This is a genomic window from Sphingomonas sp. PR090111-T3T-6A, from assembly GCF_000383095.1.
Taxonomy (GTDB): Bacteria; Pseudomonadota; Alphaproteobacteria; order Sphingomonadales; family Sphingomonadaceae; genus Solisphingomonas.
Window position 1 is genome coordinate 384357 of the sequence record NZ_AORL01000021.1, and the last position, 23736, is coordinate 408092.

23 protein-coding genes are annotated in these 23736 nt (G+C 67.4%); 11 read left to right on the forward strand and 12 right to left on the reverse strand.

Annotated elements, in window-relative coordinates; genetic code table 11:
* The first annotated feature begins 32 nt into the window (after positions 1 to 32).
* Entirely contained in the window at positions 33 to 383 is a 351-nt protein-coding gene (locus ST3T6A_RS0111935; protein ID WP_019833163.1) for a carboxymuconolactone decarboxylase family protein, read from the forward strand.
* A gap of 26 nt (positions 384 to 409) precedes the next feature.
* Positions 410 to 1024, forward strand: coding sequence for a reactive chlorine resistance membrane protein RclC (gene rclC, locus ST3T6A_RS20030; protein WP_019833164.1), 615 nt, complete (start codon positions 410 to 412; stop codon positions 1022 to 1024).
* Positions 1025 to 1082: 58 nt separating this feature from the next.
* Here the strand turns inward: rclC and ST3T6A_RS0111945 are convergent, their stop codons facing one another.
* The 5 genes from ST3T6A_RS0111945 to ST3T6A_RS0111965 all read right to left on the reverse strand — a co-directional run bounded on the left by ST3T6A_RS0111945 (position 1083) and on the right by ST3T6A_RS0111965 (position 5999).
* Entirely contained in the window at positions 1083 to 1724 is a 642-nt protein-coding gene (locus ST3T6A_RS0111945) for an NrsF family protein (RefSeq protein WP_019833165.1), read from the reverse strand.
* Positions 1714 to 2253: a sigma-70 family RNA polymerase sigma factor gene (locus ST3T6A_RS0111950; protein WP_019833166.1), complete on the reverse strand. Its 540-nt coding sequence runs from the start codon at positions 2251 to 2253 to the stop codon at positions 1714 to 1716. The genes ST3T6A_RS0111945 and ST3T6A_RS0111950 overlap by 11 nt, the downstream gene beginning before the upstream one ends.
* A 233-nt stretch (positions 2254 to 2486) precedes the next feature.
* The gene (locus ST3T6A_RS0111955) at positions 2487 to 3173 is read right to left on the reverse strand and encodes a DUF1223 domain-containing protein (protein WP_019833167.1); all 687 of its coding nucleotides are present in this window, start codon (positions 3171 to 3173) and stop codon (positions 2487 to 2489) included.
* A gap of 124 nt (positions 3174 to 3297) precedes the next feature.
* The gene (locus ST3T6A_RS0111960; protein WP_019833168.1) at positions 3298 to 4596 is read right to left on the reverse strand and encodes an amidohydrolase family protein; all 1299 of its coding nucleotides are present in this window, start codon (positions 4594 to 4596) and stop codon (positions 3298 to 3300) included.
* On the reverse strand, positions 4593 to 5999 hold the full coding sequence (locus tag ST3T6A_RS0111965; RefSeq protein ID WP_019833169.1) for an amidohydrolase: 1407 nt from the start codon (positions 5997 to 5999) through the stop codon (positions 4593 to 4595). The genes ST3T6A_RS0111960 and ST3T6A_RS0111965 overlap by 4 nt, the downstream gene beginning before the upstream one ends.
* A 207-nt stretch (positions 6000 to 6206) precedes the next feature.
* Here ST3T6A_RS0111965 and ST3T6A_RS0111970 point away from each other — a divergent pair, with 207 nt between their 5' ends.
* Both ST3T6A_RS0111970 and ST3T6A_RS0111975 read left to right on the forward strand, forming a co-directional pair.
* On the forward strand, positions 6207 to 7451 hold the full coding sequence (locus ST3T6A_RS0111970) for a sensor histidine kinase (protein WP_019833170.1): 1245 nt from the start codon (positions 6207 to 6209) through the stop codon (positions 7449 to 7451).
* Entirely contained in the window at positions 7444 to 8184 is a 741-nt protein-coding gene (locus tag ST3T6A_RS0111975; RefSeq protein WP_019833171.1) for a LytR/AlgR family response regulator transcription factor, read from the forward strand. Before ST3T6A_RS0111970 ends, ST3T6A_RS0111975 begins: the two co-directional genes overlap by 8 nt.
* A gap of 48 nt (positions 8185 to 8232) precedes the next feature.
* Here the strand turns inward: ST3T6A_RS0111975 and ST3T6A_RS20865 are convergent, their stop codons facing one another.
* Positions 8233 to 8595, reverse strand: coding sequence for a UrcA family protein (locus ST3T6A_RS20865; protein WP_019833172.1), 363 nt, complete (start codon positions 8593 to 8595; stop codon positions 8233 to 8235).
* A gap of 422 nt (positions 8596 to 9017) precedes the next feature.
* Between ST3T6A_RS20865 and ST3T6A_RS0111985 the strand changes: the two genes are divergently transcribed.
* Both ST3T6A_RS0111985 and ST3T6A_RS0111990 read left to right on the forward strand, forming a co-directional pair.
* On the forward strand, positions 9018 to 10319 hold the full coding sequence (locus tag ST3T6A_RS0111985) for an O-antigen ligase family protein (protein WP_157602802.1): 1302 nt from the start codon (positions 9018 to 9020) through the stop codon (positions 10317 to 10319).
* Positions 10319 to 11467 (forward strand): glycosyltransferase family 4 protein, encoded by a 1149-nt coding sequence (locus ST3T6A_RS0111990; RefSeq protein ID WP_019833174.1) that lies wholly within the window; start codon positions 10319 to 10321, stop codon positions 11465 to 11467. The genes ST3T6A_RS0111985 and ST3T6A_RS0111990 overlap by 1 nt, the downstream gene beginning before the upstream one ends.
* On the opposite strand, the gene ST3T6A_RS0111995 is transcribed toward ST3T6A_RS0111990, so the two are convergent.
* The 6 genes from ST3T6A_RS0111995 to ST3T6A_RS20040 all read right to left on the reverse strand — a co-directional run bounded on the left by ST3T6A_RS0111995 (position 11468) and on the right by ST3T6A_RS20040 (position 18858).
* Positions 11468 to 12790, reverse strand: coding sequence for a pectate lyase family protein (locus ST3T6A_RS0111995; RefSeq protein WP_019833175.1), 1323 nt, complete (start codon positions 12788 to 12790; stop codon positions 11468 to 11470). It lies immediately after the preceding gene.
* 11 nt (positions 12791 to 12801) lie between these two features.
* The gene (locus ST3T6A_RS0112000; protein WP_019833176.1) at positions 12802 to 14010 is read right to left on the reverse strand and encodes an outer membrane beta-barrel protein; all 1209 of its coding nucleotides are present in this window, start codon (positions 14008 to 14010) and stop codon (positions 12802 to 12804) included.
* Positions 14011 to 14068: 58 nt separating this feature from the next.
* A complete protein-coding gene (locus tag ST3T6A_RS0112005; RefSeq protein WP_019833177.1) occupies positions 14069 to 14623 on the reverse strand; it encodes a polysaccharide biosynthesis/export family protein in 555 nt (184 codons plus the stop codon).
* Between the two features lie 135 nt (positions 14624 to 14758).
* The gene (locus tag ST3T6A_RS0112010) at positions 14759 to 15601 is read right to left on the reverse strand and encodes a sulfotransferase family protein (protein WP_019833178.1); all 843 of its coding nucleotides are present in this window, start codon (positions 15599 to 15601) and stop codon (positions 14759 to 14761) included.
* 1 nt (position 15602) lies between these two features.
* A complete protein-coding gene (locus tag ST3T6A_RS0112015; protein WP_019833179.1) occupies positions 15603 to 16841 on the reverse strand; it encodes a DegT/DnrJ/EryC1/StrS family aminotransferase in 1239 nt (412 codons plus the stop codon).
* Positions 16842 to 16848: 7 nt separating this feature from the next.
* Complete coding sequence (locus ST3T6A_RS20040; RefSeq protein WP_019833180.1) at positions 16849 to 18858, reverse strand: polysaccharide biosynthesis protein; 2010 nt, start codon at positions 18856 to 18858, stop codon at positions 16849 to 16851.
* Positions 18859 to 19224: 366 nt separating this feature from the next.
* On the opposite strand from ST3T6A_RS20040, the gene ST3T6A_RS20045 reads away from it, so the two are divergent.
* From ST3T6A_RS20045 to ST3T6A_RS0112045, 5 genes are read left to right on the forward strand one after another with little or no spacing between them, the layout of a single operon-like run.
* On the forward strand, positions 19225 to 20403 hold the full coding sequence (locus ST3T6A_RS20045) for a glycosyltransferase (protein ID WP_019833181.1): 1179 nt from the start codon (positions 19225 to 19227) through the stop codon (positions 20401 to 20403).
* Positions 20400 to 21575: a glycosyltransferase family 4 protein gene (locus tag ST3T6A_RS0112030; RefSeq protein ID WP_037538619.1), complete on the forward strand. Its 1176-nt coding sequence runs from the start codon at positions 20400 to 20402 to the stop codon at positions 21573 to 21575. Before ST3T6A_RS20045 ends, ST3T6A_RS0112030 begins: the two co-directional genes overlap by 4 nt.
* The gene (locus ST3T6A_RS20050) at positions 21572 to 22174 is read left to right on the forward strand and encodes a sugar transferase (protein ID WP_037538383.1); all 603 of its coding nucleotides are present in this window, start codon (positions 21572 to 21574) and stop codon (positions 22172 to 22174) included. Before ST3T6A_RS0112030 ends, ST3T6A_RS20050 begins: the two co-directional genes overlap by 4 nt.
* Complete coding sequence (locus tag ST3T6A_RS0112040) at positions 22146 to 23051, forward strand: methionyl-tRNA formyltransferase (protein ID WP_019833184.1); 906 nt, start codon at positions 22146 to 22148, stop codon at positions 23049 to 23051. Before ST3T6A_RS20050 ends, ST3T6A_RS0112040 begins: the two co-directional genes overlap by 29 nt.
* Positions 23048 to 23731, forward strand: a complete 684-nt coding sequence (locus ST3T6A_RS0112045; RefSeq protein WP_026359657.1) for a PIG-L deacetylase family protein — start codon at positions 23048 to 23050, stop codon at positions 23729 to 23731. The genes ST3T6A_RS0112040 and ST3T6A_RS0112045 overlap by 4 nt, the downstream gene beginning before the upstream one ends.
* The last annotated feature ends 5 nt before the right edge of the window (positions 23732 to 23736 follow it).

Consider the following 23736-nt stretch of genomic DNA (forward strand, 5'->3'; position numbering starts at 1 on the left):
TTAAATCCTCCTCATCAACGAAGGAGGTTCCCATGACCCACATGATGGATTGGAATGCTTACCGCGCCCAGATCGGCGCCGGTGTCGGTGAGATGGGCAAGCTCAGTCCGGATACCGTGCGCGGCTACATGACGCTCGGCGGCGCCGGTGCGAAGACCGGCCATCTCGACGCAAAGACCCGCGAACTGATCGCGCTGGCGGTCGCCATCTCGCTGCGCTGCGATGGCTGTATCACGGTGCACGCCGATGCCGCCAACAAGCTGGGTGCCACGAAGGAAGAGGTCGCCGAGGCGCTGGGCGTCGCGGTGAGCATCAACGCCGGCGCCGCGCTCGTCTATTCCACCCGCACGCTGGATGCCTTCGCGGTCGCCCAGGAAGCCTGAGCCCCCGAAGGGCAGGGAGGAACATCATGCTCCGTCTCATCAACCAGGGGCTCGGCATCATCGCCAACCCCGCCTCGAACCGCGTTGGCATCGGCGCGATGAAGATCGCCATCGCAATCATCTTCCTCTGGATCGGCTTCCTGAAGTTCCAACCCTATGAGGCGGACAGCATCACGCCGTTCGTGGCGAACAGCCCGGTGATGTCCTTCTTCTACGAGCACCCCAAGGATTATAAGCCGCACCTCACCAAAGAGGGCGAGCTGAAGCCCAGGCAGCGGAGCTGGCAGACCGCCAACAACACCTATGGCTTCTCCGACGGCCTCGGCACGGTGGAACTGGTGATCGGTGGACTGACGCTGGCGGGGCTGGTGTCACGGCGGCTGGGACTGGTGGGCGCGGCGCTGGCCTTCGCGACGCCGTTCGTCACCCTGTCCTTCCTGGTCACGACGCCCGAGGCGTGGGTGCCTGCACTGGGAGATGCCCAGCACGGCTTCCCCTATCTCTCGGGAGCCGGGCGGCTGGTCATCAAGGATGTCGCGATCCTCGCCGGGGCGTGGCTGATCCTCGTCGACACCGCCCGAGCGCTTCTGCGCGATCGGCCGGTACAGATCGAGAAGCGGAGGGAGCTGGAAATCGCCTGACGACTGTCGATGAAGCAGCGTGCGGCGGGTGGAGGATGCTCCGCCCGCCGCCGGCCGTTCACCAGCGTGTGACGCGGGGCAGGATCAGCCGCCAGATGAGCGCCACCGCGACGGCCCCCACACTGTACCAGACGGCGACATAGAAGGGGTCGTCATGCGGGCATTGGAAGATGAAGACGAAGGCGCCCCAGGCCGCTCCGGCAAAGCCGATGGCGAGCGCGCTGCCCTTCCGGTCGGTGGGCGCGCCGCGTCGCATCATCACCCCTAGCGCCACGGCGACAGGGATCGACAGGATGACGATGGCGATCGCGCAGTCGACGCCATGCCGCCACATCAGCCGCGCCCGGAGCATCCCGCCGCCGGCATTCGCGACGTCGATCGCCCAGCCGCTCACCAGCGCGGCGCCAAACAGCAGTGCCATCCAGCGCAGGCCGGGCCGCGGCGAGGCGGTCGGGTCGAAGGAACGGAGCGCGGTGATCATGCCAATGACGGTGAGGCCGCCGAGGCATCCCGCCTTCCACCAGAAGGAGGGCATGCGCATCGCCATCATGAGATCGGGCCGGTGATGCCCGAGCATCAGATAGAGGCCCAGCTCCACCGCACCGATGAGCGCCAGCACCAACCCCTCGCGCCGGGGATTGCGGCGGCGCACCGGTGCCAGCGAGGCAACCAGATCGTCCAGAAGCTGCTCACTCGCCATCGGACTGCCTCTGGATCAGGGCGGCGAGGCGGGCGAGGCCCCGATGGATGTTGACCTTGATGAGCGAACCGGACTGGCCCGTGCGCGCGGAGGCCTCCTCGACGCTATAGCCTTCGAGCTTTACCAGCCGGATCGCTTCGGCCTGCGCGGGTTTGAGCGTGGTCATCAACTGGCCCAGCAGCGCGGCGCTGGTGACGGCGCTTTCGTGATCGCCCACTGCGGTGTCGTCGGGCAATTCCTCGGTCTTCTGGCGCGACATGGCGCGCAGGCGGTCGACCCACTTGTAGCGGGCGATGGCGGCGAGCCACGGCCGGAAAGGGCGGGCGGGATCATAGCTATGGCGTTTCTCGTGAATGGCGATCAGCGCTTCCTGCACCGCATCGTCGACATGGGCAGGGGGCAGGCGCGAGGCGTAATAGCGGGTCAGCCATCCCCGCAGCTCGGCCAGCAGGCGGCGATAGGCGCCGCCATTGCCGGCCTGGGCCGCCGCCATCAGCGAACCCCACTCATCCGGTTCGACCTCTTTCATCGAAGGTGGACGGAAGCGCAGTGGAGCCGCCGGAGCGTCGGATCTGAGGCTGGAGCGGGCGAGGGAGGGCATGGAATGCCATTCGTCGGAAACGGGCCCCCGGTTACGGCATCACGCGCCGGCCCGACCGGCTGAAGGATTGGCAAGGCAAGGCTCATGGCAGCTCCGTCGCGCAGACTGACGAAGCTGGCCAGGAAAGCCAGTCCAATTCTCGCCTTATCTCGATTTTTCCGTCAGATGCGGAGCGCGTCGAGGATCGGTCCTCCCGTGCCGCCTTGCAGCAGAACGACGCTCTTGAGGGGGGCGGATGCGGCCTTCGGGAGCGCTATGGTCTGGGCCGCTCCCGTCCAGTGGCCGACCTTCACGAGATCGCGCACGATGTCGCGGTGCGGGAGCGTACGGCCGCCATTCTCGCCGGCCCGGATCGCCACCTGCACGGTGCGCGGATCGTAACGGACCAGCCACAGGTCCGCTCCGCCCTTGGGCGCCGTGCCCGCGGCGATCGACAGGCGGCCGTCGCGGAGCGACAGCGGCCGGGCTCGGAAAGCGCCGGCGCGCGCGATGGCTGCGTTCAGCTCGGCCTTGTCGCTGCCGAGGATCGTCGTCCGCCCGTTCACCCAGACCTGCGGCGTCCCGACCTGATCGCGGTTGTTATGGTGCGCATAGTCCCACTGGCGCTGGGTATAGCGGGGCGAGCCGAAACTGTCCTTCCAGCCGAGATAATCCCAGTAGGTGACCGAGAAGGAGAGGGCGACCACGTCGCCGCGATCGGCAATGGCGTTGATATTGTCCTGCGCGGGCGGGCAGCTCGAGCAGCCCTGGCTCTGGTACAGCTCCACCACGGTCGGGTGGGCGGCATAAGGGCGTGCGGCCTCGGGGGCGGGGATCGACGCCCATGCCACGCCGCCGATGACGGCCATTCCCAAAGCAGATCCCAACAGCAAGCGCGTCCGCATCACGAATACTCCGATGTCGATCGGGGCGTCCACGGCAGGACGCCCCGTTTTGCGCGGACATTCGCCGGCTGTCGGCGGCCGGTTACAGTCAGTGCTGATAGGCCTTGGGGAGCGCTCCTTCCGAGGGCGTCAGATAACGGCGCAGAAGCTCCGTCTGGCGCGAGGTGGTCGGCTGCGGCCGCCCGTCGATATAGATCGCGACCGGCGCGGAGGAGAGTTCCAGCGGATCGCCGTCCCACACCACGACGTCCGCACGACGGCCGGCACGGAGCGAACCGATCTCGCCGTCCATGCCGATCGCGGCGGCTGGCGCCGAGGTGATCGTCTCGAAGGCATGACCCCAGTCGAGCCCGGTCGCACCCGGTATGCGCGAAATGGCGACGAGATTGCCGGCATATTGGGTGAGGTTGCGCTGCTGCGCCGGAGCGCTCGCGTCGACCGTCGAGATCGCGACCGTCACGCCCGCGCGCTGGAGGCGGCCGACGTTGGATTCGGTCGCGGCGACACGCTCGAACTCCTCGGGCAGGTCGGCCAGCGCGGCGGCGATCACCGGCACATGCGCGTCGGCGATCTCACGGGCAACCATCCATCCCTCGCTCGCGCCGACCAATACGAGGCGGAGCTTCGGATAGTCGGTGCGCAGCGCCAGCACGGAGCGGATGTCGCTCGCCCGCTCGACATGGACGAGGAGGGGCATCTTGCCGCCCAGCACAGGCAGCAGCGCCGCCGCATCGGGCCGCTTGACCAGCGAACCCTTCTCGCGCCCGCCGAAGCCCTTGGGATCGCGGCGATAATCGGCTGCTTCCGCCAGCGCTTCGTGGAGCATGGCATAAGCGGCGGGCCGGCTGCCGCCAGCCTCGCGCCCGCCATCCTCGCCCAGCTCGACATATTGGAAGGCGCGTGCGCGGGTGACGGGCGGAGCGTCCACGCCAAGGCCGATCGCCGCGCCCTGACCGCCGAAGATCGACCCGGAGGTGCCCGCCGAGACGAGCGAGCGCGTGATCCCGCCCGCCCGTTCGACGCCCATGATGACGCCGTTCGGGTTGATCGCGGGAGCGATGTCGATCGCCGCTGCGAAAGGCGAGTGGCCGGCGTTCTGGTCGTTGCTCTCGCCAATGCCGTCAGCATCCACCAGCCCGAGATCGGACAGGCCGGCCACCATGCCGGCCGCCACCCATTTGCCGTGCGCGTCTACCACCGTGGCGCCGGCCGGCACCGCGACATTCGCGCCGGCTCCAACGATCCGGCCGTCACGGAACAGCACCGTGCCGTTCTGGATGGGCGCGGAGCCGTCCCCGATGGCGACGGTGCCGCCGACGATGGCGACGGTCTCGGCAGCGGCAGGAGCCGCGATCAGCGCCGCGAGCGAAAGGAGGGCCGCCTTCATTTCACGTCTCCCGCACCGGGCTGGCCCAGCTCGAAATCGGACATTGGCCGGAGTTTCGGATCATTGGCATCATAGAGCAGCGCCCCGTCCACCCAGACGCGTTCGGGCCGGGTGTAGACGCTGAACGGATTGCCGTTCCACAGCACGACGTCCGCCATCTTGCCGGGCTTGAGGCTGCCCGTCCTGTCGGCGATGCCGAGCGCCTTGGCGGGATTGTAGGAGAGCCATTCCCACGCCACCTCGTCCGGGATCGCGATGCCCGCACGGCGGCCGGCGGCGAGGCCCTTGGCGACCTCCTGGTTGAGCCGCTGGATGCCGTTCTGGTCGTCGGAATGGATCATCACGCAGGCGCCCGCCTTCTGGAGCAGGGCGAGGTTCTCGGGGATGCCGTCATAGCTCTCCATCTTGAAGCCGAACCAGTCGGCCCAGACGGCGGCGCAGATGTCGTTTTCCTTCAGCAGGTCCGCGATCTTGTAGGCCTCGACCGCGTGGTGGAAGGCCGAGACGTGGTAGCCGAACTCCCTCGACATATCGATGACATTGGCCATCTCGTCGGCGCGGTAGCAGTGGTTCTGGACACGGATCTCGCCGTCCAGAACGCCGCGCAGCGTGTCCATGGCGATGTCGCGGGCGGGGGGATCGCCGCCGTCCTTCTCATATTTGTCCCACTTGCGCTTATACTCGGCCGCCTTGGCCCAGGTGGCGCGGTCGACGGCGATGTTGCCCATGCGGGTGGAGGGCTCGCGGCCCTTGGAACCGTAGACGCGCTTGGGATTCTCGCCGCACGCCATCTTGAGGCCATAAGGCGCGCCGGGGAACTTCATCCCCTGCACGGTGCGGGCGTAGACGTTCTTCAGCACCACCGAGCGGCCGCCGAACAGATTGGCCGAGCCGGGCAGGATCTGGAGCGTGGTGACGCCGCCATTGGCGAGCGCGCGGCCGAAGCCGGGGTCCTGCGGCCAGACGCTGTGCTCGGCCCAGACGTCGGCGGTGACGGGCGAGGTGGCCTCGTTGCCGTCCGACAACGCCTTGATGCCGGGCGAGGGATAGTCGCCCAGGTGGCTGTGGATGTCGATCACGCCAGGGGTCAGCCACTTGCCCTCGCCGTCGATCACCGTCGCGCCGGCCGGCGGGGTGATGTCCTGCGCCACCTGCACGACCTTGCCGTCCGCGAACAGCACGGCGCCATGATCGATCCGCCCGCCTTCACCGTCAAACACCGTGACGTTGCGGACCAGCGTCGGCACGCCGGGATAGGGCTTGTAGGTGGAGGGATAGGGATCGTGCGAATAACCCTTGCCCTTTCCGGGGGCAGGCGTCGATGAAGCGGTCTTCGGCGGTGGAGAGCCGGTGCAGGCGGACAGCGCCAGCAAGGACGCAGCGGCGAACGCGATCCGCTTCATGAGCGCGCAACCTGGAAGTATGACATGCTTGATGGCCCCCTGACCCTAGGTGCAGCATGGGTAGAGGGCCTTGGCCCGCAAGTTCAAGAGGCGAGGCGGATGGGAACGAACTCTTTTCCCTGCCCATTTCGACGAACATGCCATCGGTTTCGACGGACGGGGCAACCTGTTCACTTTATCCCGATCCCAGTTGGGTTATGATCGATCATGCAGATCGGTTCTGAAGAGCCTTCACCCGTCCAGCTCAGCCCGCGCGTCGCGCTGATGTCGATCGCCGGCTTCTGGGCTTTCTACTTCGCGATCACGACGGCCCGCGCGGTGGCCTTCGGCTATGACAACCAGTTCGAGCTGCTGTTCCGTCGCGCGGCGGTCGCGCTCGTCAGCATGGGGCTGTCCTACATCTTCTATCTGCTGCTGCGCGGGAACCCGACCGCCTCGCTCAAGCGCACGATGGTGCTCGCGGCGGTCATCGCGATCCCGGCGGCGATCATCTATTCGAGCGTCAACCTCTTCTTCTTCCATGAGACGGACAAGAAGATGGAGGCCAAATATCAGGCTCAGCATCAGAAGGGGGCGCTTCCGCCGCCTCGTGGGTTCCCGATGGCGATGCCGCCGGGGCCGCCCGACAACAGCTTCCAGATCACGACGCCCGTTCCGCCCGGCCCTCCCGTCGCCGCCAAGAACATGACGCACGAAGACGACGAGATGACGATCCTCCAGTCGATCGCCGAAAATTCGTGGAACGGCTATTTCTTCTTCGTCGCCTGGGCGTCGCTCTACATCGCGCTTTGCTACGCGGCGGAGGTGGTGGCGCTTGAGCGCCGGACAGGCGCCCTGCGTGCCGCCGCGCAGGCCGCCGAACTGCGGGCCCTGCGTTATCAGGTGAACCCACATTTCCTTTTCAATACGTTGAATTCATTGTCGTCCCTCGTGCTCACCGGAAGGCAGGAGCAGGCCGAGCGGATGATCCTCAACCTATCGACCTTCTTCCGCACCAGCCTGTGCGACGATCCGACGGTGGACGTTCCGCTCTCCGAGGAGATCCTCCTCCAACGCCTCTATCTCGACATCGAGGCGGTGCGTTTTCCCGAGCGCCTTGTGATCGATATCGATATACCCGAGAGGCTCCAGAGCGCGTGCGTACCCGGACTCATCCTCCAGCCGCTGGTGGAGAATGCGGTGAAATACGGCGTGTCGCGATCGAAGAAGCCGGTGACGATCCGCATTCGCGCCAGCGAGAGCGAACTCGGCCTGCTGCTCTGCGTCGAGGATGACGGCGATCCGTTGCCGACGCCGGTCGATCACGTCAACGGCACCGGCGTGGGGCTTCAGAATGTCCGGGATCGGCTGGTCGCCCGCTTCGGCGAGGCGGGGAGCTGCCGTTGGGGGCCTTTGCCGGGTGGCGGCTTCGCCGTGCGCGTCGCCATGCCGATGGTCTGGAACTGTGCCTGAGGCGCCGCTCCGTGCCCTGATCGTCGACGACGAGCCGCTGGCCGTCGAGCGGCTCCAGATTCTGTGCGCGGGGACGGACGGAGTCTCACTGATCGGCACGGCGTCGGATGGGGAGGCCGCTCTACGGCTGGTCGAGGCGCTGTCGCCGGACCTGCTGCTGCTCGACATCAGCATGCCGGGCATGGATGGGATGAGCGTCGCTCGCGTGCTGGAAGGCAAGGCGGCGCGCCCTGCGGTGATCTTCTGCACCGCCTTCGATCAGTTCGCGGTCGCGGCTTTCGATGTCGCGGCGGTCGACTATCTGCTGAAGCCGGTGACGCAGGAACGGCTCACCAAGGCGGTGGCGCGCGTCGCGGAGAAGCTGCACGCAGGGGGGAGCGGCGAGACTGTTCCTGGATCGGAGTGGACGGAGGAATTCTGGGTGCCGCACCGATCGGAGATGATCCGCATTGCCGCGCAGGACATCGATCTGATCGAGGCGGAGCGGGACTATATGCGCCTGCGCATCGGTCAGCGCAGCTTCCTGCTGCACCAGACGATCAGCGAGCTGGAGCGGAGGCTGGACCCGACGCGCTTCATCCGTCTCCATCGCTCGACGATCGTGCGCAAGGACTTCATCGCGAAGCTCCAGCATGATCGGCTCGGCACCTGGTTCGCCTGTCTGGCGGACGGGTCTGAGATGCGGATCGGACGGACTTATCTCGCGTCTGTAAAAGCGCTCGCAGGGCGCTGACGGACAAGTAAAAAGCGCCTCCGGCGATTACCGGAGGCGCTCATGGTGTCAGTGGAGGCCGACGCGGGCCGGGATTCTGTCCGCCATCGCGAGGGCCTTGCCCTGTCGCGCATCAGCGATGGCGAGCTGCACCTGCGGCGCGGCGCTTTCCAAGGCGACCTGACGGCAGGCATCGCTCTGCCGCACGGCCGAAAGATCGCGGGCATCCGGGGCGCCGCAGACCTTCTTCGCGGCATGGGCGACGCGGGTGTGCAGCGTCTGGATGCCCGCATCGGTTGCGAGGTTAAGGTCCGCGATGTGGACGATCGCGCTCTGGCCGTCGGCGACGGGAGCCGCAAGAGCCGGCGCGGCGAGGGCGGAGGCGGCGGACAATGCGACGGAAACGCTGGTATGGACGAACCGGGTGACCATGATCCATGCTCCTCAAAAACTTGGCCGGGGCCTGGCCCGGCGCGTTTGCGATGTCTTCGCGGGCTTTCCCCTCCCGACCTCGCAGGACCGCACCATAAGGAGCCCCTCCGCGACTGACCCATGAGGTTCGACCGGAGGTGCCCGCCGCTCTGCCGACAACGGCCGGACCTGACGAACGACAGGCTCCCATCGACGAATGACCTGGAATGAGGCGTTTGAGGGCCGTCGCGGGCAAGGGATCGAGCCTCCTGCCCCGCAGCGGGAGTGACTCTCCTTCACTTCGTGGAGATGGCTAATCCGAAGGGATTAGCGTGACCGCGGTGCGTTCCTGCGAAGGTGTGTAGCCCCGAAAGGGCGATGTCCCACCCCCAGGGAGCGGACTACACCCTTGACCCGACGACAGGCTCGGGGGCGGCGATATCGTGACGACTCTCGTCAGGCAGGCGGTGGCGCGGGCAGGGCGTCCGCAGGGAACGGACACGCCCTGGATCATCCTCGGCGGGATATTCTTCTCCTGCTATCTGACCTGGCGCCCCATACAGGACGTCATGTTCACGCTGAGCGACGCGCTGTTCCTGCTGGGATTGCTCGTCCTCGTCATCCAGCACCGCATTCCGCTGGAGCCGCTGCGCTTTCTCACCCCCTTCTGGCTCGCGGGGTTCGCGATGCTGGCGATCGGCCTGCTGATCGGATCGATCGGCTGCCCGATGCCGTGGCGGTGGCTGATCGTGGCTGGGCAGTATCTCTTCGCCTGGGTCGTCCTGCCTCTGATCGTGATGCGGCGCGGGCCGGAGCAGACGGTGCAGATGCTCAAGGCCTTCACCTGGGGCGTGTTCGCGATGAACCTGTTCGGGGCCTATATCTGGTTCAACTACACCGGCTCGTTCGAGGAGGCCCGTAGCCTGCTCGGTATCGATTTCCTGTCGGGCGGACGCCGGCTGGGCGCCTTCACGGCGGATGCGAACTGGAACGGGGCCGTTCTCGCCATGGCCGTGCCCGCCGCCTTCTATCTGCGCGCCAAGAAGGAGATCGGAAATTTCCTGCTGCTGTTGTGGCTTGCGGTGCTGGTGCTGGGCGTCATCCTGACAGCCTCGGTCACGGCCTTCACAGGGTGCTCGGCGGCGGTGCTCACCTTCATGGCGGTGGGCGGCATCCGGCCGAGCTTCCGCACGATGCTGCTCCTGCTGGCCGGAGGCGCGCTGCTCGCCTTTCTCTATTTCGAGAATGGGGGCGAGTTGCCCAGGATATTCGTCAATCGCGTGGGCAATGCCATCGATCGTGGCGACATTTCCGAAGCGGGCACGTTCGAGGGGCGGATGGCGCTCATCCGCGAGGCCTGGGGGATGGTGGAAAGCCATATGCTGGTGGGCGTCGGCGCTGACCAGTATCGCGAGATCAGCATCTACAAGGCGCCTGTCCACAACATGTACCTGCTGCTTTGGGCCGAGGGCGGGCTGATCGCAATGTTCGGCTGGGTGCTGATGATGGCGGTGCTGCTTGCCGCGGCCATCCGGGCCTATCCGCGAGATCGGCTGGCGACCGCGCTGACGCTCTCCACCACCACCACCTTCCTGATCGCAACCACGGCGAGCCCGCATATGTATGCGCGGCTCTGGTCCGTGCCGGTGCTGATCGCGCTGGCGGTGTCGATCGAGGTGGCGTTGGACGTCGGGCCCGCGCAGCGGCGTCGCAGCGTGCTGAGGCGGGCCGAGCAGGCGCTCTGATGGAGTGGCGGCCGCGCCAGGACCCCGCAGCGGACAACGTCCAGCCGGGCGCGAGGAGGCTGCATATCGCAATGGTGCTGGCCGGGCTGGGTGCCGGCGGGGCGGAGCGGGTCGTGAGCCTGATCTCCGGCCGCTGGGCGGAAGAGGGGCACCGTATCACCATCGTAGCCTTCGATCGTGGCGACGCGCCCGTCTTCCACGCGATCGATCCGCGCATTCGCCTCGTGCGGCTCGGTATCAAGCCCGGCGGAGGCGGCCGGCTGGCGGGCGCGGGCTCGATGCTCCGGCGGATTGCCGCGCTGCGGGGGACGCTGGCGGAACTGGCGCCTGACGTCACCATATCCTTCCTCACCAAGATCAACGTGCTGACGCTGCTGGCGAACCTCGGCACTGGTCGGCGGGTGATCGTCTCGGAACGCAACAACCCCCGGATGCAGCAGGCCAACCGCGTTTGGACGATGCTTCTCGCGCGGCTGCACTGGCGCGCGGACGGGATCGTCATGCAGACGCAGGCGAGCCTCGGCTGCCTCGGTTCTGCGGCGCGGCGGCGGGCGTCCGTCATTCCCAATCCGATCTCCGTCCGCCCGATCGAGAGGCCGCCGCATGACGGTCATGTGCTGGCGGCGACGGGGCGGCTGACGCGGCAAAAGGGTTTCGACATGCTGATCGATGCCTTCACCCTCGTCGCACCGCTTCATCCCGACTGGAGGCTGGAGATATGGGGCGAAGGCGAGGACCGTTCGCTGCTGGAGGACCGGATCGAGCAGCATCGAATGGCGGACCGGATCAGCCTGCGCGGGAACAGCCGCTCGCCCGACGAATGGGTGGGGCAGGCGGACGCCTTCGTGCTTTCCTCCCGCTATGAGGGCTTCTGCAATGCGTTGGGCGAAGCGATGGCGGCGGGCCTTCCGGTGGCGGCCTTCAACTGCGACTTCGGGCCCGCCGAGATGATCCGGCCGGAAGAGGACGGCCTGCTTGTCCCCGAAGCTGACGTGCCGGGGCTGGCGGGAGCACTTGGGCGGTTGATGGGCGATGAGGCGCTGCGCGCCCGGCTCGGCGAGGCTGCCGAACGATCCGCCCGACGCTATCGCCCGGAGGCTATCCAGCAGCGCTGGGACGATCTGCTCGCCGGGATGGGTGTCCGCTGATCAGGGATGCGCGATCCGCTCCTTGCTGAGATCGTCGAGGAACTCGTCCAGATTGGTCCAGCCGCTGGCGTCATGGTGGCCCCAGGCATCGAACTTGTCCGGATTGAGCCCGTGGGCCACCTCCCAGTCGTCGGCCATGCCGTCATTGTCGCGGTCGGTATAGGGCTTGCCGGAGGCGATCGCGGGCAGGTCGCCGAAGCCCGAGACGATATGGCCGGACCGGCTGCGGACCTCGCCGACGATCCGACGGTCCACCGCGTCGCGGGGCAGCGCGCCGGAATGGGCGAGCACCTCCTCATAAGCCGCCTGCGCGCTGGTGACCGGAACGGTGATCGGGCAGGGCGGCGACGGCACACGGACCGCCGCCACGCCCTCATTCTCCGCCAGCAATCCGTCGAAGATATTGCCCTTGTCGTACAGCCGCGCATGGCCGGTGCTTCCCAGCGCATGATAGACCAGCGCATGGGCGTAGCCGGGCTTGCTGTTCGGGCCTGCGCGGAAATAGTTGCCGACGATGCTCACCGGCGTGCCGCCGTAGCTCTCCCATATCTCCGCGAACTCGACGACCCCGTTGTAGAGCACGTTGTTCACGATCTCGACGCAGGAACCGCGCGGGAAGTTGATGTCCGGGTTCCGGTCGCCATTATGGGCGCAGAGATTGCGGATGAAGCTGACATGCTGCGGCCCAGTCGGGTCGCTGGCGAGCAGAGCGCATTTGTCGTGCTTGGGGATGCCCTCGGCGAAGATCGAGTTGGAGATGGTGATCTCGTCGTTCTGGGCATAGCCGCCGATATTCTCGTCCAGCGACCAGGACGTGCTGACATGATCGATCATCACGCGGCGGCTGTTCTCGATGGTGATGCCGCTGTTGGACTCGCGCTGCTCGCCACGCCGGTCGGGCCGCACCCGGATGTAGCGGATGATGACGTCATGCGTGTTCTTGATGACGAGCGGGGTGAAGCCGTCCGGCCCGCCATTGTGCGTGAGGAGGATGCCGCCGCCCGGCGCGGTCTGCCCCGCGATGGTGATGTAGGGATTGACGATGATCGGCCTTTTGGTCGTGTAGCGGATCACGCCGCCCACCCGGAAGATGCACACCCGCGGGCCACGCGCGTCGATGCAGGCGCGGAGCGATCCGGAGCCCGAATCCGCTAGCGTGGTGACCGGAATGATCCGCCCGCCGCGCCCGCCGATGGAGGTGCGGCCATAGCCCTCGGCACCCGGAAACGCCTCCTTCTGCGCGATGGGAGCGGCGGCGGCCGCTTCGCCGAGCAGCATCAGCAGCGTGGCCATGACCCAGAGCAGCAACCGTTTCCGGTCCATGTGCCTGTCCTCTAATAAGCGAAGCGTATACCGAGCTGTGTCTGCCAGCGGTGGAAGCGATCCACCTGCTGGTCCGCGCCGCGATGCGTGTAGGTGGTGTTGAGGATCAGCGTGAGAAATCGGTTCATCAGATAGCGCGCCTCGGCCGTGCCGCTGACGTAGCGCTGATCATGGTCGATCGAGCCGCGATAGTGGATGTTATCGATCGCGACGCCTGCGTGGAGGATCAGGTTGTGCCGCGCCTCCTGATCGATGGAGACGCCGGCACGCGTATCGATACGGCCGATAGCGCCGTTGCGGATCGTGGCGACATCGCCCCGGAACACGTCAGCAGTCACACTGGTCCTCACGCCCGGATGCCAGACGAGCCGCCCGCTGGCCGCGAGCCCGGTGAAGGATTTCAGTCGGCGGTCGTCAGGATCGGATGAAAAGACACCCGCGCCGATATTGCCCTGAAGCCGGTTGGTGATGTCGAAGGACAGGCCGGCCAGCGCACCGCTTGTGGTCGCGTCACGGTTGACGCCGTTGCGATCGACGCGCAGGCGCGCATCGCGGCGGTTGACGAAGGGCTCGATATAGACGGCCACGCGCTTCGTGACGTTGAGCAGGCCTCGCACGGAGGCGCGATAGGTTGTCATGTCCCGATCCGCGTCGACTGTCGGCAGATAGTCCAGATGGCTGACGGTGACGCGCGCGATCACGCCGGCTCGCCCGCCCTTGTAGGCATAGCTGAAGTCGCCCGTCGCGAGGTTGATGAGCGCGGGCGGCAGGGATCGATCGAAGTCGGCTTCGGGATCGCTCCGGCGCTCATAGGTGCGATCGAAGGTGACGGTTGCGTTGAGCGTCTGGCTGTCGCCGAACGTCTTGGTGGCGTCGGCCTTGGCGCCGAAGGTGTTGACGTTCTCCCGCGGCGTGTCGGCGTAGCGGATGAGGTCGGCGTGGAGGTCCGTCTTGAGATCGAAGGTGGAGCGCTTGAGTTCGCCGGTCAGGCGCGGCTGGATGTCGAAGATGGTGTCGCCCTTCCGCCGATCGGGCGTGGCGAAGATATTGTCGTTGTAGGTCGCGTCCGCCTCAAGGCTCGGCACGAGGAGGAAGCCGCCCGCCGTCAGCGTGCGCGGCTCGTAGCCGGGGCGGGGCAGGCTCATGATCGATGTGTCGCGCTGCTCGTCCTGCCCCATCAGCGGGGTGGCGCCCAGACAAAGGATGGAGAGGGCCAGCATCGGGCCGGCCCCCGGCGTAAGCGCCGCTCCGAAGAGCCTGATCCTGCGGTTCACAGGCTTAGAACCAGCTTTCCCGGACCACGATCATGTCGCCGGGCAGCACGGGGGTGTCCGCCGTCGCGCTCCCTTTCTGCGAGGCGCGGGTGATCGTCGCGGAGCGGGTGTTGGCGCGGAAGGTATAGCCCCCCGCGATCGACACGGCCGTCATCAGCGACATGCCCGGCACATAGGGATATTGCCCCGGCTTCTGCACCTCGCCGGCGATGTAGAAGGGGCGATAGGCGATGATCTGGGCGCTGACCTTGGGATCGTTGACGAGCTGTTTGGTGCGGATCTGCGCGGCGATCGAGGCTTCCGCCTGCCGGAGCGTCTTGCCTGCGATCTTGACCGGATCGAGCATGGGCAACGCCACCTCGCCGGTATCGTCGATCAGATAAGTGTTGGTGATGGCGTCGAGGCCGAAGACCGTGATGCGGAGCTGGTCGCCCGGTCCGAGCTGGTAGGTGCCCGGCGCCGTCATCGACATTTCGGGCAGGCGCGCGCCGGTGGCGCCGCCGGCGCTGGCCAGCATCAGGATGGACGCCGAGATTGCGATGAACCGATGTTTCGTCACTGCCCCCTCCTCTTCGGCGGAAGATCGCGGTGCGGCCCATTGCTCCCATCGGTCGGCCCGCGATCCGAAGATTTCCTCCCTGCCCTGCGGACAGGAAAACGGCGGTATCGACTCATCGCACGGCGCAACCCCCGCTCATGCGACGGCGCGATCATTGCACAACCAGCCGGACAAGTCTCGCTTCAGAAGCGTGGCGAGATCCCGGATATCGTCGCGATAATAATCGCGTAGCATGGCCCGAAGCTCCTCGGTGAGCGGCGGGTAGCGCACCGGGCGGGCGAGCGAGGTCCACACCCGCGCCAGCCACGGGTTGGATCGCATCGGATCGAGCAGCGGCCGCGCCGGACGGAGAATGCGGCGCAGCGGCAAGGGGAGCGTCGGTGCGCGACTGTCGTTGCGGCGGTCGTCCACGGCCTCGGGCGCGATATGCACGGGCACGCCGATATGCTCGCATACCCGGGCGATCACGGCCTCCGGCTCGCGGCGGATATCGTCGTAGAGGATGATCTGGAGCTGCTGGCCGGGGATATGTTCGTAGAGCCGGCGAATGTGATGGGCGTAGCGCCCGCCTTCCAGGAAGCGTCCGCCGGCGGCGACGCGGCCGTCCAGGTAGTGGCGGGGGTCGCCGCCGACCTGCCCTCGCCGATAGAGCATGCAATAGTCCGAATAGGCCCGCTCGACCGGATCGCGGAGCTGCACGATCAGCGGGATGCCGGGCAACAGCGCGGAGATGCGCCCGGCGGCTTCGGGGTGCGCGAGATAGTCGGCGGACTTCTCCCCGACGATCCGGTCTGCCGGCGCCCCGGCGAAGAGGGACCGATACCAGTCCACCCCGCGCGCATATTCGGAGCTGAAGAAATGCGGCTCGGCATCGGGCAGCCACAGCATCGGATGATGGCGAAGCTGGTGGCCGATCCAGGTGGTCGCTGCCTTTACGGCACCGATCACCATGAAGGAGGGGAGGCGTCCCTCGGCCATGTCAGCGCCCCGCCTCGTCCAGCACGGAGCGCAGGATGCGTCCCATGGTGCGGCAGCTTTCCTCGTCCAGTGTCGGGTCGACCGGGAGCATCAGGCTCGTTTCCCCCAGCATGTGGGCGACGGGCAGGCGGCGTTCCGGGCCGATACCGGCATCGACGAAGGCACGTTCGCGATAGATTTCCGGGCATATCCCCGTCTGGCAGGGGATGCCGAGGTGCCAGGCCTCCTCCACGATGCGGTCGCGGCTCCAACGGGGGTGGAGCGTGTCGGGCCGCACGAAGGCGTAGAATTTGTAATAGGCGTGGCCGACATTCTCCGGCGGACGGACCTGACGGAGGACGGCACTGTCGGACAGCTCCTCGATCAGGATCGACGCGTTGCGACGCCGGATGTCGGTCCAGAGCGGGAGTTTCTGAAGCTGGGCCAGGCCGATGGCGGCCTGCATCTCGGTCAGGCGATAATTGCTGCCGAACTCGCGATGGAGCCAGCGGAAGCCATGTCCCGCGACGACGGCGTGGGCATCCTGCGGGTCCTTGCCATGGTCCTTCAGCGACCAGGCGCGCCGCGCCGTCGCCGCGTCGCGCAGCAGCAGCATTCCGCCTTCGCCGCCTGTCGAGATGATCTTGTCCGTGCAGAAGGAGAAGGCCGCCGCGTCGCCGAAGCTGCCGACCGGCCTGCCGCCCAGCGTCGCGCCATGGGCCTGCGCGCAATCCTCGATGAGCTTCACGCCATGCCGTTCGGCCAGCAGCGCGATGTCATTCGCCGCGGCCGGATAGCCGCCGAGGTGGACGAGAATGATCGCGCGTGTCCGCTCGGTCAGCGCGCGGGCGACGAGATCGGCGGTGAGCCCCTGCGTCTCGGGATCGATGTCGCTGAAGACCGGGGTGGCCCCACACGCCACGACACAGCTCGCCGAGGCGACGAAGCTGCGCGCGGGCACGATCACCTCGTCGCCCGGCCCGATCTCGAAGGCCCTGAGTGCCACCTCCAGCGCCAGCGTGCCGTTGGCGAGCGCTATGGCATGGGGCTGGTCGCACATCCGGGCGAAGGCAGTCTCGAAGGCGGCGCATTTCTCGCCATGATGGAGCGAGTTCACCCGGCCGGAGCGCAGCACCTCGGCCACCGCCTCGATCTCGTCCTCGGCATAGACCGGCCAGCGCGAGCGGATGCGCGCGAGCTTCACCACGTCGTAGGGTGGCGCGTCGTCCGTGTCTCCGATGTCGGGCAGGATGCTGGCCATGGCGGCGCTACAAGGACTGCGGGACAAGCGCTTCGGGCGGCCAGACGGCGCTGGCGCGACCCGCCGCGGCGGGCTGCTTGGGCGCGACCTGAAGCATGTCGCTGCCGCCCGGTTCGATCATCGAGAAGAGGATGTGCTTCACGCTTTCCTCCTGATGAGCCATGATCGCGCGGGAGAGCGCCTCCAGTCCCTCGCGCAGCACCTCGATCGGCACGGGCGAAGGTTCGGCCTCGAACACGCCGGGAAGCGCGGAGGGCAGACGCTGCTCGCGTTCGTCGAACAGTTCCTCGTAGAGCTTCTCGCCGGGGCGCAGGCCGACGATTTGGATCGGCACATCCTTGTCCGGCTCCAGGCCGGCGAGGCGGATCATGCGGCGAGCGATGTCGATGATCTTCACCGGCTCGCCCATGTCGAGCACGACGATCCGGCCGCGCCGCACGTCGCACTCCATCGCGCGCGCCATGCTGTGGAGCACGAGCTGCACGGCCTCATGCACCGTCATGAAATAGCGCGTGATCTCGGGATGGGTGACGGTGAGCGGCGCGCGGCGCTTCAATTGCCGCTGGAAGAGCGGGATCAGCGATCCGCTCGATCCCAGCACATTGCCGAACCGGACCGTCATGAACCGCGCCGCGCCCGGATCGCCCACGCCGTCGAGATCGAGCGCCTGGCAATAGAGTTCGCCGAGCCGCTTGCTGGCGCCCATGATGCCGACCGGGTTCACCGCCTTGTCGGTGGAGACCTGCACCATCGCACGCACGCCATAGCGCTGGGCCGCATCCGCGACATTGCGGGTGCCGAGCACGTTGGTCTGCACCCCCGCGCAGATGTTCGTCTCGACCAGCGGCACATGCTTGAGCGCGGCAGTGTGGAACACGAAGTCCGGCCGGTGCCGCTCGAACGCGGCCATCACGCTGCGGCGCTGGCGGATCGAGCAGAGCAGCGGCGTGCAGGCGATATGCGGATAATTCTCCCGTAGCTCCAGCTCGACCGAGTAGAGATTGAACTCTCCGCATTCGAGCAGGATGATCTCGGCCGGGTCCATGGTGGCGATCTGGCGGACCAGCTCGCGGCCGATCGTGCCGCCGGCGCCCGTCACCATCACGCGCTGACCCTTGAGGGCGCGGAGCACGACGTCCTCGTCCAGCTTCGCCTGCGGGCGGCCGAGCAGGTCGGCGAGGTCGATCACCTCCAGATCGAGCGGCTGGCCGATCTCGGTCGGCGACGGCGCGCGCAGCACCGACAGGCCCAGCGTCTCGGCCGCCGCCACGAGACGGAGGCGGCTGTTGCCCGGCACGGCGGCACCTCCCGCGAGGATCAGGCAGCTCGGCCGCTCGTCGCGGGCGGCGAGCTTGCCGACGACGTGCTCCAGCGCGTCGATCCCTCCGAGGATCGGCACGTCGCGCAGCCGCAGCTCGACGTCGCGCTCGCCCGTGTCGATGATGCCGACGGGGACATAGCCGGGATTGGGCGTCGCCTCGATCTGGCGCAATAGCAGCGCCACCTGCTCAGGCAGGCCGACGATCAGCGCGCGCCTCGGCGGTATATGGGGCGGCTCGGGGGAAGCGGGAGCGACGTGGTGCTGGCGACGGATCTCGCGCAGCCGGTCGCTCAGGATGCGGCGCCCGATCCGTCCTCCAACGAGGATCGCCACCAGCACCAGCCACTGGATGATCGGTACGGAGGTCGGAAGCCAGCGCGCGCGCGAGGCCGCCACCAGCATCAGCACCGGCACCGCGATCGATATGGACGCGGCTTCGAGCAGCGAACTCAGATCCGACAGCGAAGGCACCCGCCAGACGCGCCTGTAAAGGCCGAAGAAATGAAAGGTGATGAGGCCGCTCACGATGAAGACCGGCAGGTTGGCGACGAGCCCCTCCCACATCTTCGGAGGGATCGAGCCGTTCATGCGCAGCGCCAGCGCCAGCGTCAGCGCGAGGGCGATCGCACCGGCATCATAGAGGATATAGGCGATCCTCCGCGAGGCGCAGTGTCCGATGGTCGGGATGGCTTTCATACGACCACGTCCCCCTTCGGCCCGAAGCCGACCCATGTTGATGCGCAGTTCGTGCGGTTTCCGTTGGCGCCGTTCGGCCCCGCCGAGGAACATAGATGGGCGGCATCGCCACGCGGAAAGGCGCATCGGGGTGCAACCGCCTAGGGGGCGGCCCACGCCATTTTGGGAGAGGGATATCCGGCCGGTCGGTCGCGTCCTCGCCAAAGGAGGTGTTGGCCGGTTCGGCCTCCCTCCTTTGGAAGCGAAGGGATGATGCCCGAAATTGCCAGGCCCTCGCGGACGGCTTTCGCCTAGGCTTCGGAAAATCGTCTGCGCGCAGGGGGCTATGGGCAGGAGAGCCGGCATCTTGGCGGAGGAGGCGGAGGCGTGAAGCTGCTTCACGTCATCACGGGCCTGAACGTCGGAGGGGCGGAGACAATGCTCGCCCGTCTGCTGGAAAGCCGCAATCTCGCGCCGGATATCTGCCCGGAGGTGTTATCGTTGATGACGCCGGGCGTGGCAGGCGACCGTATCGCCGCGACGGGTACGCCGGTGTGGAGCCTCGGGATGCCCAGCGGGCTGCCCTCGCCGGGAGCGATGGCGCGTCTGGTGGCAACGACGCGCAGAGTCCGCCCCGATCTCATCATGGGATGGATGCATCATGGCCAGCTCGCGGCCAGCCTGGGCGCGCTGGCGGTGCCCGGCCCGGTGCCCGTGATCTGGAACGTCCGCCACTCGCTCAGTGGTTACCGGCAGGAAAAGCGCCTCAGCCGGATGGTGCTGCGCATGGGGGCATGGCTGTCGGGTATGCCTTCCGCCATCGTCTACAATTCCCGCACCGCGAGGGCGCAATATCGGGCGTTCGGCTATCGCGCGCGACGGGATCTCGTCATTCCCAACGGCTTCGACGCCCAGGGTTTCACGTCGCGCGAACCGGCCCGGCGGGCGCTCCATGCGCTCTTCGCTCTGCCTGAAAGGGCGGTGCTGATCGGAATGATCGCCCGCAACCATCCGATGAAGGATGTCCCCAACCTGCTCGCAGCCTTCGCGAAAGTGCAGGAGGGCCGCCCGGATACGCATCTCTTGATTGCAGGCGAGGGGATAGATGCGCCCTCTGGCGACGCAGCCGCCTGGCTCGATCGCCTCCCGCCGGGAAGCTGGACGTTGACGGGGCATCGTGCCGACGTTCCGACGTGGCTGGCCGGGCTCGACGTGGTGGCGCTGCCTTCGGCCTGGGGCGAAGGTTTCCCGAACATCGTCGGGGAAGCCATGGCGGCGGGTGTCCCCTGCGTCGCGACCGACGTGGGCGATGCGGCGTGGGTGGTCGGCGAAACCGGCCGCGCCGTCCCTCCGCGTGACGCAGGCGCGCTGGCAAAGGCGCTGCTCGATCTCGCCGAACTGGGACCGGAGGGACGCGCCGCGTTGGGCCACGCTGCCCGCGGACGGGTTGAGGAGCATTTCTCATTGTCCCGCGTGATGCAGCGCTATGCCGCCTTGTTCCGCGAGCATGGCGGGAAGGCGTCTCCGCTCCTTCCGGCCGCGGCATGGGCGGAGGGCGCGCGATGAGGATCGTCGTGGTGGCCAGTCTGGCTTTCTCCCTCGTCAACTTCCGCAAGCGGCTGCTGGCCGACATGGTGGCGTGCGGCCATGAGGTGCTGGCCTGCGCGCCCGAGGACGATCGGGAGGTCGCACGCGAGCTGGCGGCGATGGGTGTCGCCTATCGCGTAATGCCGATGGTGCGGTCGGGGCTCAATCTGTTCGCGGATTTGCGGACATTGGGCTGGCTCATCCGCCTGTTCCGCGTTCAGCGACCGGGGCTGGTGCTCGCCTATACGCAGAAGCCGATCGTCTATGCCGGGATAGCCAGCCGCATCGCGCGCGTGCCGCGCTATTTCGCGATGGTGAGCGGGCTCGGCCTCGCTTTCGGAGAGGAGGGCGGGCGCTGGCTGCGCGCCGTGGTGGCGCTTCTCTATCGCATCGCGCTGAAGCGGGCGGAGGGCGTCTTCGTCTTCAATGCGGATGATCGGGAGGAGATGCTCCGCCATCACATGATCCGGGCGGACGCGAATGTCGTGCGCGTGCCGGGCTCGGGGGTGGACCTCGACCATTACAGCGCAGCGCCGATATCCGCCGGCCCCGTCCGCTTCCTGATGATTGCGCGGCTGCTGCACAGCAAGGGCCTGTCCGAATATGCCGAGGCAGCGCGCCGTCTGCGCCGCCGTTATCCCGAGGCACGATTCGCCTTGTTGGGGCCGCCCGATCCCAGCCCTGCCGGTATCGACCCTGTACAGGTGGAGGAATGGCGCCGCGAGGGCGCGATCCGCTATCTGGGCGAGGCGCGGGATGTCCGCCCCTATCTCGCCGCGGCCAGCGTGTTCGTGCTGCCGAGCTGGTATCGCGAGGGACTTCCCCGCACGATCCTGGAGGCGATGGCCACGGGCCGTGCGGTCATCACGACGGATATGCCCGGATGCCGCGAGCCGATCGAGCCGGACATCAATGGCTATATCATCCCGCCCCGCGACGCGGATGCGCTGGCGATGGCGATGGAGCGCTTCCTCCTGCGGCCCGAACTGGTCGCGCAGATGGGCGCCCGCGCCCGCGCAACGGCGGTCGAGCGCTTCTCGGTCGAGCGGGTGAACGACATCCTCCTGTCCACTATGTGGCTCCGGGCCGGCACGACCTCGCGGCCACCCGAGAGGGGAGCCGCCGCCGCGCTGGCGGGCGTCACGTCATGACGGTTCGGCGCTGTATCGATATATTGATCTCCGTGACGGCACTGGGCCTGCTTGCGCCGTTGCTGCTTTTGTTCGGGCTCGTCCTTCTGCTGGTGGATGGAAGTCCGGTGCTCTTCGTGCAGACCCGCAGCGGGCTCGGGGGGCGTCCATTCCGGCTGGTGAAATTCCGCACCATGAACGAGGCTCGGGGTGCCTGTGGCACGCTCCTGTCCGATGCCGAGCGGACGACACCCATCGGCCGCCTGCTCCGCGGGACGCGGATCGATGAGCTGCCTCAGTTCTGGAATGTGCTCCTCGGGGACATGAGCCTGATCGGTCCCCGGCCACTGCTGCCCATCACCATCGCCGCCGCGGGAGACGCGGGGCGGGAGCGCGGGCAGGTCCTTCCCGGCATGACGGGCTGGGCGCAGGTCAACGGCAACACGCTGCTGAGCGATGCCGACAAGATCGCGCTCGACCTCTGGTATATCCGTAACCGCACGGCCGCGCTGGACCTGCGGATCATCGGGCGGACGCTGCTTGTCGGTCTGCTGGGCGAACGGCGCAATGCAGCGGCGATCGGGAGGGCGCATGCGGGCGCTTCTCATCGGCGCGGTTGAGAGCACGCGCGTGGCGCTCCGCGCGCTGGCAGACGCGCCGGACTGGACGCTGGCGGGGGTGGTGACGCTCCCCCTCGATCTCGCTGGGCGGCATTCGGATTTCGTCGATCTGGAGCCCGAGGCCCGCGCCATCGGCTGTCCCGTGCTGCGTGGCGCCAATGCCAATACCGAAGAGGCGCGAACGGCCATGGCCGCGCTCGCGCCCGACTATCTCTTCGTGATTGGCTGGTCCCAGCTTTGCGGGGAGGCGATGCGGGCGCTCGCGTTGGGACGGGTGGTTGGCTATCATCCGGCCCCGTTGCCGCGATTGCGCGGGCGCGGGGTCATCCCATGGACCATCCTGCTGGACGAGCCGATCACCGCCGGTACGCTCTTCCTGATCGACGAGGGCACCGACAGCGGCGCCATCCTTGCCCAGCATTTCTTCCACGTCGCCCCCGACGAGACCGCGTCGACGCTCTACGCCAAGCATATGGCGGTGCTGGAGGCGATGCTGCCAGGCTTGCTCTCCGGCCTCGCCGCCGGGACGGTGACGCCTCGCCCGCAGGACGAGCGCTACGCCACATGGGCGGCGCGGCGACGGCCCGAGGACGGAGCGATCGACTGGCATGACGATGCGGTGGCGATCTGGCGGATGGTGCGGGCGTGTGGCGATCCCTATCCGGGCGCCTGGACGATGCTGGGCGAGGAGAGGCTGGTGATCCTCAAGGCCGAGCCGGTCGATCTCTCCCATCACCGTGCAGCGCTGGTCGGGCAGGTGGTGGAACGGTCGGAACAGGGCTTCACCGTCCGTTGCGGCGACGGGCGCGGGGTGCGGGTGACGGAGTGGCGCGGTTCCCGGCCGCCGCTCCATGTCCGGCTGCGGGGGAAAGGATGACTCTGGTTTCCCGCATCGCCCGCGCGCTGGTGCTGGCCCCACACCCGGACGACGAGGTGTTGGGCTGTGGCGGTACGATGGCGCGGATCGTCGCGGAAGGCGGGACTGTGGAGGTCGCGATCGTCACGCGCGGGCGTCCGCCCCGGTTCGACGAGGCGCAGGCCGATCGGGTGCGCGCCGAGGCGGAACGGGCGCATCGAAGGCTGGGCGTCGCGCGCACGCATTTCCTCGACCTGCCGGCTGCCGAACTCGATCGCATGGCGCAGGCGGATCTCAACCACGCCGTCGCCCGCGTCGTGGAGGCGGTGCAGCCCGATACGCTGTTCGTGCCTTTCGTAGGCGATCTGCACATCGATCATCGGCTGGTGTTCGAGGCGGCACTGGTTGCCGCGCGGCCGAGGGGCGAGCATTATCCCCGACGCATCCTGGCCTATGAGACGGTGTCCGAGACGAACTGGTCCGCTCCGACGCTCGCGCCGGCCTTTCATCCCAACATCTTCGTCGACATCGGCGATTATCTGGAGGCGAAGCTCACCGCCTTCGCCTGCTTCGAGTCCCAGTGCAGGGCGCCGCCTGACGAACGTTCCCTGAACACTCTGCGGGCGCTGGCGACGGTGCGCGGCTCGACGGTGACGCGAGCGGCGGCGGAGGCCTTCATGCTGATCCGGGAGGTAGGGTGAGGTGA